Annotated in this window: 11 protein-coding genes and 1 pseudogene; 5 read left to right on the top strand and 7 right to left on the bottom strand. The window is 61.4% G+C overall.

The features are described 5' to 3' along the window. Nucleotides 1-76 precede the first annotated feature (76 nt). A pseudogene (locus tag YH62_RS26540) lies at nucleotides 77-370 on the top strand (oxidoreductase); the annotation flags it as partial. A gap of 407 nt (nucleotides 371-777) precedes the next feature. After that, nucleotides 778-1272: a hypothetical protein gene (locus tag YH62_RS26535; RefSeq protein ID WP_046797314.1), complete on the top strand. Its 495-nt coding sequence runs from the start codon at nucleotides 778-780 to the stop codon at nucleotides 1270-1272. A 1441-nt stretch (nucleotides 1273-2713) separates the two neighbouring features. Here YH62_RS26535 and YH62_RS26520 read toward each other — a convergent pair. After that, nucleotides 2714-2902: a hypothetical protein gene (locus YH62_RS26520; protein ID WP_046797311.1), complete on the bottom strand. Its 189-nt coding sequence runs from the start codon at nucleotides 2900-2902 to the stop codon at nucleotides 2714-2716. Between the two features lie 53 nt (nucleotides 2903-2955). Between YH62_RS26520 and YH62_RS26515 the strand changes: the two genes are divergently transcribed. The 3 genes from YH62_RS26515 to YH62_RS26505 all read left to right on the top strand — a co-directional run bounded on the left by YH62_RS26515 (nucleotide 2956) and on the right by YH62_RS26505 (nucleotide 5642). Continuing rightward, the gene (locus YH62_RS26515; protein WP_197082555.1) at nucleotides 2956-3375 is read left to right on the top strand and encodes a TetR/AcrR family transcriptional regulator; all 420 of its coding nucleotides are present in this window, start codon (nucleotides 2956-2958) and stop codon (nucleotides 3373-3375) included. Between the two features lie 86 nt (nucleotides 3376-3461). Beyond that, a complete protein-coding gene (locus YH62_RS26510; RefSeq protein ID WP_245282210.1) occupies nucleotides 3462-4841 on the top strand; it encodes a nodulation protein NfeD in 1380 nt (459 codons plus the stop codon). A gap of 27 nt (nucleotides 4842-4868) precedes the next feature. Continuing rightward, on the top strand, nucleotides 4869-5642 hold the full coding sequence (locus YH62_RS26505; protein ID WP_046797309.1) for a slipin family protein: 774 nt from the start codon (nucleotides 4869-4871) through the stop codon (nucleotides 5640-5642). Between the two features lie 36 nt (nucleotides 5643-5678). Here the strand turns inward: YH62_RS26505 and YH62_RS26500 are convergent, their stop codons facing one another. The 6 genes from YH62_RS26500 to YH62_RS26475 are packed head-to-tail and all read right to left on the bottom strand — an operon-like array spanning nucleotide 5679 to nucleotide 12993. Further along, entirely contained in the window at nucleotides 5679-6215 is a 537-nt protein-coding gene (locus tag YH62_RS26500; protein WP_245282209.1) for an invasion associated locus B family protein, read from the bottom strand. After that, nucleotides 6212-6688, bottom strand: coding sequence for a DUF4189 domain-containing protein (locus YH62_RS26495; protein WP_046797307.1), 477 nt, complete (start codon nucleotides 6686-6688; stop codon nucleotides 6212-6214). The genes YH62_RS26500 and YH62_RS26495 overlap by 4 nt, the downstream gene beginning before the upstream one ends. Next, complete coding sequence (locus tag YH62_RS26490) at nucleotides 6685-7374, bottom strand: hypothetical protein (protein WP_170986338.1); 690 nt, start codon at nucleotides 7372-7374, stop codon at nucleotides 6685-6687. Before YH62_RS26490 ends, YH62_RS26495 begins: the two co-directional genes overlap by 4 nt. Nucleotides 7375-7389: 15 nt before the next feature. Then, on the bottom strand, nucleotides 7390-7962 hold the full coding sequence (locus YH62_RS26485) for an invasion associated locus B family protein (protein ID WP_046797305.1): 573 nt from the start codon (nucleotides 7960-7962) through the stop codon (nucleotides 7390-7392). Nucleotides 7963-7969: 7 nt separating this feature from the next. Next, nucleotides 7970-12529 (bottom strand): YadA-like family protein, encoded by a 4560-nt coding sequence (locus tag YH62_RS26480; RefSeq protein ID WP_046797304.1) that lies wholly within the window; start codon nucleotides 12527-12529, stop codon nucleotides 7970-7972. Further along, entirely contained in the window at nucleotides 12526-12993 is a 468-nt protein-coding gene (locus tag YH62_RS26475; RefSeq protein WP_245282208.1) for a hypothetical protein, read from the bottom strand. Before YH62_RS26475 ends, YH62_RS26480 begins: the two co-directional genes overlap by 4 nt. Between the last annotated feature and the right edge of the window lie 54 nt (nucleotides 12994-13047).

Here is a 13047-nt window from a genome sequence, read left to right as displayed (position 1 = left end):
ACCGCAGTAAGGTCACCAAGCTTTGGGGCAATTCGCCCGCCGGCCTGTTCGGATATTCGCATCTGCTTGGCGGCTACTGCGCGAGGAGCTGAAGGATACCGGTGTGACGGTTACCTGCCTGATGCCCGGCGCGACGGACACCGAATTCTTCGAGCGCGCCGACCTGATGGATACGAAGCTCGGCCAGGTGAAAAAGGATGATCCTGCCTTCGTGGCGAAGATCGGCTACGAGGCCATGATGGACGGCGAAGGCGATGTTGTTGCGGGCTGGAAGAACAAGTTGATGTCGGCCGCTGCCAATATCACGCCGGCCAGCATGCTTGCCAAGCAGAATCGCAAGATAGCGGAGCCGGGGTCGGCAAAGGATTGACAGCGGGGAACTCTGAGGCAGAAGCCCGATAGCAAAGACTCCTTTTGACTCACCGGCGCGCACTACAACTCATTGACCTGCCGCCATCATCCTATTTGCCTCCAACTGAGCCTGGGCGTCGAGTCCGACTCGCCTACTCCCTTAGCTAAAGCTACATGGAGGACGCATGGCTACTTCATCTCCAAATCGATGGCATTGTGGTTTTTCGTAGGCTGCTTGGTTCTCGCGGCCGCCCAACGTGCACTGACCCTCTTCGGCCATTACTATAGCACATTGGCCTGTTTGCTATTGCGACGCTCCGCCCACCACGTTTGCAACACGTCAACGCCTGCTCCGGCCACCTTGCCTTGACAATATACTCCCCATGCAGTGCATTGATCCCAAAGTTAGATCGCGGAGACTTAAAGATGGCCGTGTTAAAAAGGTTTCGCCTCGCTAATATCGGCTCCGCCGAAGTCGGAGAACTGGTGAAAGTTATCCACCAGAGCGGCACGGACTTACTAATCGTCTATAGAAATGACGGCGGGGATTCCTATGGTGTGGTCCTGCATTCGACCTCGGAAACAGAAACGCTTCCATATGTTGACTATTACGAGCCGGGCCTACCTTCTCTGAACTACGGTAAAGACTGGATTCTCGACGTGGACGACGACCACGGAGTATCGTCGTTACGATCCTTGCGGGGTGGCATTCTGGTCTCACGCGACGGTGATTTCCTAATGGTGGGCGGCAAGGCGAAGGATTCCGCGTACTTCGATCTCAACAGTCATTCGTTTACTCAATCAGTACCCGGCGGGTACTGCATGCCGCGCTGGCGCCTATGGCTAAGTCGGGCGCACATGGATTCAGCGCATGGACTCCCTCTCATTGATTTCGAGGCAAAGCCCGCCCAACCCCGATAGGTGCCCGTCCGCCCGTCAACGCTGTGCCGCCGCCTTCCTCTCCGCGTGCTCCAGGGCGGTGAGCAAGGCCACGAATTTCTGAGACGTGTCGTCGGGGATTGCGAATATGGGGTTCGACGTCATCCGAAGAACGGCGGCTCTGATAATCTTATAGTCCACTGGGGGCCAGTGGTGCGATTCTGCGCATGGGGTCATTGGCGGGACCGCCTTCCTGTTCCGCCACAACAGCCGGTATAGGAAATTGTTCCGCTCGCGGGCTAGTACTTATGGCTAGCCTCCGAACATCGGCGGGATGTCAGATTTTGCAATTGACGGCGCGCCTTCATATACATGATCCTCCCTGCGCGGGGGTTCGCGTATGGGTTCAAGGGTTGTAATCGCCTGCATTGACGAACATGGAAACCCGGCCGACGTGATCGCCGTGACGGACGAACGCGGCGCGCGCTACTTTTACATCGATGGGAAGGGCGAAGCTTGGTTGCTCACAAAACAGCCGGACGGGAGCTTTTGCGACGTCATGGGTTCCTCACTTCTACGCCCGTTATCGCAAGCCAATTAACGCCGATTTCAAGGCGGTCCCTATCCCTCCGCCCGGAAATAACCCGCTATCAGCTAGGTGTTTTTCTTGCCGCAATCCTGGCAAATGAGGGCCTTCGTGATTTCTGTGAGGGACTCGTATGCTCTCTATCCTTGTCGAGACGCGCACGGTCCACCGGCTGGTCGCGGCAGGCTCGAATGCAGAGGCGGAGGCGCTACTGCATGCGCTTAGTCGGAAGCTGTGATCGAGCCACAGGCAATCACCGTATATCTCAGTTGCGCGCCAATGCACCGGCGAACTCCCGCTCGATGTGTGCCCGACATAAACGTACGCTAAAAGACGAAGCGTATGTCGAAGTCCAGTTCGTGATAGATTTCAGTCATTGTCCGCGCATCTGTATCTCGAAAATTGCGAGAAGATCGCAACGAGAGAACCGCTCGCGAATATTGCATGTGAGGTGTTCGAATGCGTTCCGTCGAAATCATAAGGCGCGATGAGAAGTGGGTTGTACAAATCAACGATGATAAGCAATTCGATGAGTGCGAGTTTGCCCTCGAGTCGAATGCAATCGCTTGGGCTGCGGGACATCGGAAGCGATTAGGTTTACCAACCGAGCAGGCTAAGCAGACCGACGAGCACTCTATGCGCTGCTGAGGGCGCTGAAGCGGAAGCAGGATTAGGATTGCACCTCGGCATGGACAAATCGAACGCAATAACGAGATCATCAACGCCGGGGTTGTCATTGGCGTTAGTGCGAGCTCAACTGGCGCGAATACGATCTCCCTCGGCAATCAGTCTGCTAGCCATGCAGACGACAGTATGCGATCGGGTTGGACATTATAAAAGAATCCAAGATTGATCTAATTCATCAAACTAATGAATCTGCCCCATAGAAGGCTGGCATCACCTGAGCCCGGCCGGTTTCAATCCCTCTATCTCTGCGAACGACGGTCGTTCGACCATCGCGGTCACGATGACGCGCTTCCTCCGGTCATAGCCGCCGGCGAGGGTGAAGATCACCGCATGGTCTATGGCCCGTTCAGCGGTATCCGGACCAAAGAGATCGTAATAAAGGCCTCTGGCTTGATACACAGTTTCGCCAGAGCTTTCTCCGGCAGGATTTTGCCGAGCGAGGCATAGGCGATATGGCAGGCCTCTACCGCGAGGCGCTCGATCGATATTCCGGCCTGCCGAGGGCGCTGAGCAATCTTGGCGAGACCGCCAATCTTTACGAAGCGGTCGAAACCCTCCTCGATCGCGCAATCCATGCCGTCACCGATCCCGACGAGGAACGTGGCTGCATGATTTCGAGTGGCATGATCCAGTGCGGCGAGGACCATGCCGCCCTGGCCCGGGAATTGGCGGAGCGCCGAAGTATGATGCGCGACACCATCGCCCTGAAGCTCGAGCCCTGGCTGGATCGGAATCACGCCGCATCCCTGTCGCGCTACCTCGTCACCATCCTGCAGGGCCTTTCAGTCCAGGCACGCGACGGCGCCTCCCCGGAAGATCTGAAGCAGATCACGAGTGAGGTCGTGGCCGGCGTCAAGGCCCGGAACCTCTAAGATCGAATCCCGCGCCGGAAGGCGTCCGCCTTACCATCCGGGACCTCTGATATATATTTCAACGAATGAACATTCGACGGAAGACAATGCGGCGTCTAAGTTTTTGGCAATCGGTGTCCCGAATGGCCGCAGTGTTGTTTGTTCTGTTGGCAATCGGTCTGATAACTCCGTTCTCATCGGCTTCCGCGCAGGTGGCCATCGTGCTGAAACTGAACGGCGCCATCGGCCCAGCGACCGCCGATTATGTGAGACGCGGCTTTCAACGTGCAGAGGAGGATGGGGCCGGCCTGATTATCCTGCAGATGGACACGCCCGGCGGTCTCGACACATCCATGCGCGATATCATTCGTACCGTGCTTGCCTCGCCCGTGCCGGTGGCCGGTTTCGTAGCGCCGAGCGGAGCACGAGCCGCCAGCGCCGGCACGTATATTCTCTATGCGAGCCATATCGCAGCGATGGCGCCGGGCACCAATCTCGGCGCGGCGACACCGATCTCGCTTGGCGGCGGGTTCGATCCGAAGCCGGCCGAAGACCCCGCGGAAAAACCTGACGGGACACCGCAGCAATCTCCTCGTAGCGCCGGCGAGGCAAAAGCAATTAACGATGCGGTTGCCTACCTGCGTGGTCTTGCGGAATTGCGCAACCGCAATGCCGACTGGGCGGAACGTGCCGTGCGCGAGGCCGCGAGCCTTTCGTCCGAAGCCGCCATGCGCGAAAATGTCATCGACTTCACGGCGACCAATACCGAGGATCTCCTGGCGCAGGCGCAGGGTCGTGTCGTACAGGTCGGCCAGACCGACGTCCGGCTCGAAACCTCCGGCCTTGCCGTCCAGGATTTCGAGCCTGATTGGCGGACCCGATTTCTTTCGGTGATTACCGATCCGAACATTGCGCTCATCCTGATGATGGTCGGCATCTACGGCCTCATCTTCGAATTTCTCACCCCAGGGACATTCGTCCCCGGCGCGATCGGCGGCATCTGCCTGCTCCTCGGCCTTTATGCGCTCGCATTGCTGCCTGTGAGCTATGCGGGTGTCGGGTTGATTGCCCTCGGTGTCGGGTTGACCGTGGCGGAAGCGCATTCGCCATCCTTCGGCGCCCTCGGTATCGGCGGCGCGGCGGCGCTGGTGCTTGGCGCGACCATCCTCTTCGATACGGATATACCCGGCCTCGAGGTTTCCTGGCCCGTGCTGGCGGGCATCGCCGTCGGGAGCCTCATCTTCAGCCTCATCGTCGCCCGCCTCGCCTTCCTTGCGCATCGGCGCAACGTCGTTACCGGGACGGAACAGATGATCGGCATCGCCGGCAAGGTTGATACCTGGAGAGGCACGTCAGGCTATGTCATCGCGCATGGCGAGCGCTGGAAGGCCGTCTCCACTGAGCCGCTCGTCGCCGGCGAAGGCGTAAAAGTAACAGGCCGGAACGGCTTGACGCTCGAGGTCGCTCCTGTGGCGCCGGAAGAGTGACGGTATCGGAAACCAGGGAGAAAAGTCATGGGCATGTATGCAGATATTGTCTTCTATCTCGTGGGCGTCCTTCTTCTGCTGCTCCTCATCATAGCGGCGATCAAGATTCTGCGCGAATACGAACGCGGCGTGGTCTTCACGCTCGGCCGCTTCACCGGCGTCAAGGGGCCGGGCCTGATCCTTCTTGTCCCTTATGTGCAGCAAATGGTGCGGGTCGATCTGCGCACGCTGGTGCTCGATGTGCCCAGCCAGGACGTCATCTCACGCGACAACGTTTCCGTTAGGGTCAATGCCGTGATTTATTTCAGGGTCATCGATCCGGAGAAATCGACCATCCAGGTCGAGGACTTCATGATGGCCACGAGCCAGCTCGCCCAGACGACATTGCGTTCCGTGCTCGGCAAGCATGACCTCGACGAGATGCTGGCCGAACGCGACAAGCTCAACAGCGACATACAGGAGATTCTCGATATCCAGACGGATGCCTGGGGCATCAAGGTTGCCAATGTCGAGATCAAGCATGTCGACATCAACGAATCCATGATCCGTGCCATTGCCCGCCAGGCGGAAGCCGAACGGGAACGGCGGGCAAAGATCATCAATGCCGAGGGTGAACAGCAGGCCGCGGCCAAGCTTCTCGAAGCAGCAGAAATCCTGGCAAGACAACCGGAGGCCATGCAGCTTCGCTATCTCAACACCTTGAACGTGATTGCCGGCGAGAAGGCCTCGACGATCATATTTCCGTTCCCCCTCGATCTTGGTAGCCTCTTACCCTCCAAGACGGGCAAATCGCCGGAATGAGGCAGACGGAGCGTGAGCACGGGTACCGGGAGAACCTCAGCCTCCGCTTAGCTGAGCCATGCGATCGAGTGCCACCGTCAGGCCTTGGAGCGACACCGGAAATGTCATCTGGGTCTCGGCGGCAGTCACGACGTTGAGCTTCAGCACCGAACCCCCTCTCAATTTTCCAAGTGTCGGCACATCGATCGGCAACACGGCGATGCATCCGGTCGGCAGGCAGGTCCTGACCCGCAGCCGGGATAGCGGCGGCTGATCGTCGATCTGCAGCGTCACACCCGGATCGAGCAATATGCCGAAGGGCAGAAGCAGGGTAGCGGTCGCCGAACCATCGGCGCGTGTCTGCACCTCGACGGCGAGGAGCCTTTGACCATTCTGCTGAACCTGGTCCTGCGAGAGCGAGCAGGTCCTGGTGTTTTCCCGAACCGAGCAGTTTACGCTCCAATCCTGATAGGCTTCGCGCAACGACGACGCGCCACCCGGAAGAGCCGCCACCTGTTGCTGGGAGGTCGCCGGCGACAGCAGCGAGAACATGATCGCCCCGCATGTGAGAATGGCCTTGGAAAGATGCCTCATGTGCATACCCATTCACGAACCTTGCATTGCGTCCCCGACCCTTCGCAGGCCTTGATGGCCATGTCTTCCGCGTCCTTGCGGGTCGGCGCGGATTTGGCGCTCCAGGGTGTGATATGGCTTTCCTTTTGCTCGCCGATCGCGAGCACGCCGCAATGGTGATAGGGGAAGCCGGTTTCGTCATCGTCTTCCCAATGCCGATGATTGCGGAATACCTCGACGACGACGCATCCCTTGCCGTCGGCGTTCTCGCAATGCTCGAGCGCGATATCCATCGCCTCCTGCCGCTTGTCGGCCCCCCAGAAGAAACCGTGCTTTTCGTCTGTTTCCGAATAGGCGATCGCTCCCCAGATGCCGCGCTCCTCTTGAGGCGGCGGAACCGGTACATCCGCGGTCAGGGGGAGATCCGCCGCCGCCAGATGCGCCGTCGAGACCAGCGCCATGCAGATCGCTCTCAGGGCAAAACCTAACCTCATTTCCCATCTCCTTGTGTTGCCGTTACCGAAGCCACGGAAATGACGGCACAGCCGTCGCCGGTCGGCAGCAGCATCGCGTTGCCGCCATCGGGAAGTTCGTAGACGCTGATCTGCGCGAGATTGTTGGCGAGCTTGCTCCCCTTCGGGAGCAAGGCCGGCATATCGGCGCATGGGGCTGTAAATGGCGCGACCCGCACCATCGACCCTTCACAGAGAGAGCCGGTCGGCGCCGCCACCACGACCCCTGCCGCCGCGCCCTTGTATCCCTCAGTGGCATAGTTCATGCCGACGAGGGCCTGCACCGCGTGCTTGTCCGGCGTCTCGGTGTTCCAGGTCGATTGAACGCTGTATTGCGCGCCATTCGTCAGCAGCTCTCCCAATCCCGGAAAGACGTTGGAGCAGGCCTGCAGACCCGCCTGTTTGACGTGCTGGAGAAATGGCGTATCGGCCGGCGCCGGAGCGGCCGCGTTCGTTTCTGCAACTGCCGGCCGGGAGAGGAAATTCCCGATCGCGTCATAGTGCATGCCAGCGTAACCGGCAGCGCCGAGCGCGGCGACGCCGAGAAGCGACAGAGCGGTCGTTTTCAGCCAGTTCCGCTTCGGCTTGCCCCGATCATCGGCCTGGCTCTGAAGAGCTTCACCGCTCTTGCGAGACATTATCCGATCATGAATCGATTGCTGGTCCACCGTGAAATGCCTCCGTTAATTGATCGCCCCAACGGCCTTGGAAAGGCCCTTGAGGGTTGCGGTCACGCTCACGGTTCTTCCGTCCCTTATCGGGTAGGACACCGTTGGCGCCGAGTTCTTCGAGATCTGCTCGCGCATGATGGGACCGACCGGCAGCATCCCGATGCAGACCGCCTGATTGCATCCGTCGAGCTGGACTTTCACCGGCTCTTTCCGGCCCTCAAACTTCAGCGAGACGACGCCGTCGCTCTTGGCAACGGGTGCGGTGCGCAGGATCATGTAGGGCTTGCCGTCCGGCGTGGCGGCAAGCGACCAGCTGAACGCGACCTGCCCGGCCTGGTTTTCGATCGTCTGCGTGACATTGCAGACCTTTTGACGGGCCTTCAGGTTTTCATCGCAGATCAGCGTCCAATTCTCGAATGGTCTGATCATGCGCTGATATTGGCCGAGAGCTGCGCTATCGGGGATCGCGACCTCGGACGGCCTGATCCGGTAGCCGGGGGCGGTCTCCTGTCCGGCCACTTGCGGACCGGACAGGAGAAGGCATGCTGTGAAAATTGAACTGCCGGCACCCGCTTTCCCGAACATGCGTGCCTCAGTTCAGAGTGATGCTGAGACCTGCGCCGACGCCGACATCGCCATCGGCGACCGTACCGGAAAGGTTGGCCCGAACACGTCCGTTTTCGCTGGTATAGCCGGCACCGAACGCAAGCGCACCCTCACCGCGCCAGACACCGCCGCCCATCGCCACGCTCAGCTTGCCCGGCCGATCGTCATAACGGAGCGAGGCTGCCGCAAGTCCGATCGCGGCCGCCGTCCTGGCTTCTGACCGGATGCCGCCGAGTTCCCGGTTCAATTGGCCGAACTTCTGATCGGTATAGTCGTTGGCCTGCTCGATGGCATAGTCCATACGATTGTCCGTGTAGGATTTGGCCTCGGTGAAGCTCTGGTTCAGCTGAGCGACATTGACCGCATCGGTATCCCTGACGCCCTTGCCGACATTGGAAATGACGACCGGTGCGTTTACGTCGCCGCCTTGCAGGGTGATGTTGTTCGTCTTGCTGCCATCGGGATTGAGATCGTAAAAGACCGCATCGTCGTTGATGTTTCCAATGCCGTTCTGCAGGTCCTGGATCGCCGAATTGGTCGCGTGAAGCTGGGAACCGTTGATCGCGTCGGTGCTGTCGGCGGAGACCCGTCCAGCCGCAACGTTCGTGATCGTCCTTTCGGCGCCATCGGCACCGACGCTGACGGTCCCGACCGGTGTGGTGCCGGCAAAGTCGTACTGCTTGCCCCGAATTGTGATCCCCGACGTGCCGACGGCCGCCTCCGTCACTGAACCCGAACCGAGGGCGACGTCGTTGGCATTGTTCGCCTGGGCGCCCTGGCCGAGGGCGACCGCACCCGTACCGGCCGCCGTGGATCCGTGACCGGCCGCCAGGCTGTCGGTCCCGCTCGCCACGCTTTCGGGACCGATCGCCACGCTGTCGATGCCAGAGGCGATGGAGTCGGCCAGCGTCGAATTGGCATGGAAGTATTTGATGCCGCCGCCATTGGTGATGTTGGTGAGGGCATTGTCGACGGCCGTGAAGCCATCATAGACGGTCGTATAGCTGCCGCCTTGGATATTGTAGGTCGGCCCCGTGATGGTGCCGTCCGGATTGACCACCGAGCCGCCTCCCAACTGGTTGGTGATCTGGGAAGCCACGCCTCTCAACTGGCTGACGTTCACGCCATCCGTATCGGCCGAACCGGCTGCAAGGTTCGTCAGCTTGCGTTCGGAGCCGGCCGAGCCGATGGATACCTCGCCGAACGATGTTTGCGGGCCCGTCAGGGCAAAGGCCGTATACCCGGCTTGCGCGCCGACCGTCGTAATCGATTGAGCGCCGAGAGCCACGCTGTTGATGTGGTTGCTCTCCGCACCGGCGCCAAGCGCCACCGACTGAACGCCGGCGGCCGTCGAATTCGTGCCGATCGCGACGCCGTCGGCCAGCATCACATGTGCGTTCTGGCCAATCGCCGTGCCGCCAGGTGCCACCTGGTCGACGATCGCGCCATTGCCGATACCAATGCCATTATCGCCATTGACGACCGTCGTTGGGCCGACGGCAATCGATTCAGCCCCTACAGCCAGCGAATCTCCGGCGGTGGAATTGGCGTGGAAGTACATGCTGGGGGTAGCGGCCACGGATGCGATAGCACCCTGGAGCTGCCTTATCGTCACCGCGTCATGGGCGTCCGTGCCATCCGCGAGATTGGTAATCTGCCGATAGGCTGTGTCCGAACCGACCGAAACTGCACCCAGAAGCGTCTTGTCCGTCGTGTTGTACTCGATGAAATTCGTCGGGCCGGCCGCGATCTGGCCGGTGGCAGGCGCCAGTGCACGATCGGAAACCGATCCGGAACCAAGCGCTACCCCACCGTCGATCGTCGCCTGGCTGGCCCGGCCGAGCGCCAGCGAATTATCGGCAACGGCGGTGGCCTCGTATCCGACTGCCGTGGAGCCTACGCCTTGAGCAGAGGAATCGCTGACGGGAAGCGTCCTGTCATTGGTACGCACATACCGGATGCCGTCGCCGTTTGCGTCGGTGAAGGTCGCGGACGTGTCGCCGGCGATGTTGTTGATTGTATCGCCGATGTCACCGATGCTATCGCCGAGATTGGCGATGTCGGTGGTGTTCTGCGTGACCTGCTGGTTCGTCGCGAAGAGCTGCGAGCCGTTGACGGCATCGGTCGAGCTGCCCGAGAGTTGACCGGCCGCGACGTTCTGGATCTGGCGCTCGGCGCCCGCCGAGCCGATCGAGAAAGCGCCTGCCGGCGTCGTGCCGGCGAAGGTGTAGTTCACACCTCCGATCGTCGTGCCGCCGACGGCCGTGGTCGTCCCGGATGCCGAGTTCAGACCGATTGCCACGTCTCCGGCGTTGTTCGCGACTGCGTTCGGGCCGATAGCAACCGAATCGGTCCCCAGCGCCTGCGAATCCGGCAGTGTCGAATTGGCGTGGAAATATTTGATGCCGGCACCGTCGTTGATGTCGGTGATCGTATCGCCGAGATTGGCGATATCGGTGGTGTTCTGGGCAATGTTGGTCGTATTCGCCGTGACCTGCTGGTTTGTAGCAAACAACTGCGAGCCGTTGATGGCGTCGGTCGAGCTGTCGCTGAGCCTGCCCGCCGCGACATTGGTGATGGTCCGCTCCGCACCCAGCGCGCCGACGCTGACAGTGCTCGTCGGCGTCGCGCCGGCGAAGTTATAAGTCGTCCCACCGATCACCGTGTTGGCCGTGCCGACCGCAGCATCGGTGACCGAGCCCGAACCCAGGGCGACGTCGTCGGCGTTGTTGGCAACCGCGGCGTCACCGAAGGCGACCGCGCCGGCCGCGCCCGCACGGCTCGTATTGCCGATCGCCACGGAACCCTGGCCGACGGCGACATTGGCGTTACCGATTGCCACCGCGCCATTGGCCATATTGGCCGCCGTGGCGGTCGCAGTGCCGTCGGCATTGGCAATGTTGTTGGCACCGCCTGTGAAGGCGCCAGTGCCGCTGGCGTAGCTCGGGTCGCCGATCGCGACCGCGCCGTCGCCATAAGCGACGTTGCCGGCGCCGATGGCGACAGCCTTGCCGCCGGTCGCGGTCGCGTTCGTGCCAACTGCAACAGCGTCGGCGGAGTTGGCGACCGCGCCAAGGCCGACCGCCACGGCATTGTCGGCAGTCGCGGCAGCATTGTTGCCGAGCGCCGTCGAGGAGATGCCCGTGCTCTGCGCTCCCGAACCTGCCGCAACGGAACCGAATCCGCTCGACACGGACTGATTGCCCAGGGCCAACGCGAAATCGGCCGAAGCATTGGCCGACCAGCCCAACGCCGCGGAACGCCCTCCGCTGGCGATGGACCCAAAGCCGCCGGCGAGGCTCCCGCCGCCGCTGGCCGTGGAGCTGACGCCGACCGCGGTGGAGTTCCCTCCCGAGGCAACGGCCAAAGTGCCTAGGGCGCTGGCGCCGGCTGCGGTGGCACTGGCGCTAGCGCCGAGCGCGATCGTATTGACGTTGCTTGAGATCGTGCCGGTGCCCAGCGCAATCGCGCTGATGCCCGTGGCCGTCGCGTCCTGGCCCATGGCGATCGTAACATCGCCGCTCGCCGCGGCCCTCACGCCGAACGCCATCGCTGCAGCACCGGTCGCATCGGCGGAGTTGCCAAGTGCGACGGAATTGATCCCCGACGCCACGGTGTTGGTGCCGAACGCGTAGGCACCACCGGCCGATGCGTTGGCCAGGACACCTATCGACACGGCATTAGCCCCGGTCGCCTGGCTCTGGCGCCCGATCGCAGTGGCGTCGCGCGCGTCTGCCGTCACGTCCGTGCCGATGGCGATGGCGCCCTGTTGAAGGGCGCCCCCTCCCGCAATAGTGCGGTTGCCGAGATTGATGGCGTTGACCGCAGTCGAGGTCGCCTGGAAGCCGATGGCGATGGAATTCTGCAGGCTTGCGACGGCGCTATTGCCTTGGGCGATCGAATCCAGCCCGGACGCTGTTGCCCCAAACCCGAGCGCGGTGGCGCGCAGCCCGGTCGCCCGGGTGACATAGCCGATCGCCGTCGAGTTCACTCCGTCGGCACGCGCGTTCAGGCCAAAAGCGGCTGCGCCTGCGGCTGCAACCGAGTTGACGCCAATGGAGCTTGCTCCGTCCCCATTGGCTCGGGCGTTCCCGCCTAGGGCAAGAGCATTGATTCCGGTCGCGTTCGCGAAGACACCTATGCCTATGGCGTTGAGGCCATTGACACTCATCGCATTGCCGATGGCGATCGAAGCGTTGCCCGTTGCACTGTTATTGGTGCCCAACGCCACGCTGGCCGCGCCATTCGCTTGGGTACCGGCACCGATGGCGACGGAGCTGGTTCCTGTCGCGGTACCGCCGCCGGCGGCATATTGTGCATGGGCGGGCGTCGCGAGGCCGACGGCGATCGCAGTCAACCCGCCGCTGACGCCCAGTGTTCCGAGCCCCAGACCCTTGCGCCGAATACCAAGAACACGATGGGCCATGCGGAGGATCGCCATCAGCCGCCGACGACGTGACCGGCCGTCGCTTTCACCTGCGATCTGCTTGTTGGGGACACCGAAACGGAACATGCGCTGAGTATGCCCTTGAATGCATTCAGTCATTGTACATTTTCCTCGTTGTTGCCCAGGCGTTCCTTGGGGTTGGAGTTCGCATCTACGCCTGTGGTATTCTCAGTATTGAAAGCGTCCCGCCGCAGCGCGCTTCCCATCTGTACGCCTTTGCTCTCGATGATTTGGCGGGCGCTCTCGACCCATGGCTGGGTCGGTGCGGGAACTGAATGGAGTGCGGCCTCTACCCGCTCCGGCGGCAGTTTGATCGCCATCAGCGTGCGGCAGACATTAAAATGCAGGTCGGCCTCCTGGTCCGCGAAAGCAGGGGAGGTCAGCCCGAACACGAAGCAGGCAAGCAGGTGATCGATTTCCGCCACGGTGAGCAGATTTGCATATTGCTGCTGCAGCGCGGCCCACGCTGCCTCGGTCTTCGGCGCGAAGATTTGGGTTTCCGGGAGCTGCGTGTCCCTGAACGGTCCAATACGCCACGTCGCATGATTGCCGGATAGATCCACAGCGCACCGATCAGTTGCCCTCGTGTGAAAAGGGGCAGATTCAAGTACCGGATA

Source organism: Rhizobium sp. LC145, assembly GCF_001005825.1.
Lineage (GTDB): Bacteria > Pseudomonadota > Alphaproteobacteria > Rhizobiales > Rhizobiaceae > Neorhizobium.
The sequence above is the reverse complement of the archived record's forward strand: the minus strand, read 5'-3'. Positions and strand labels throughout refer to the sequence as shown.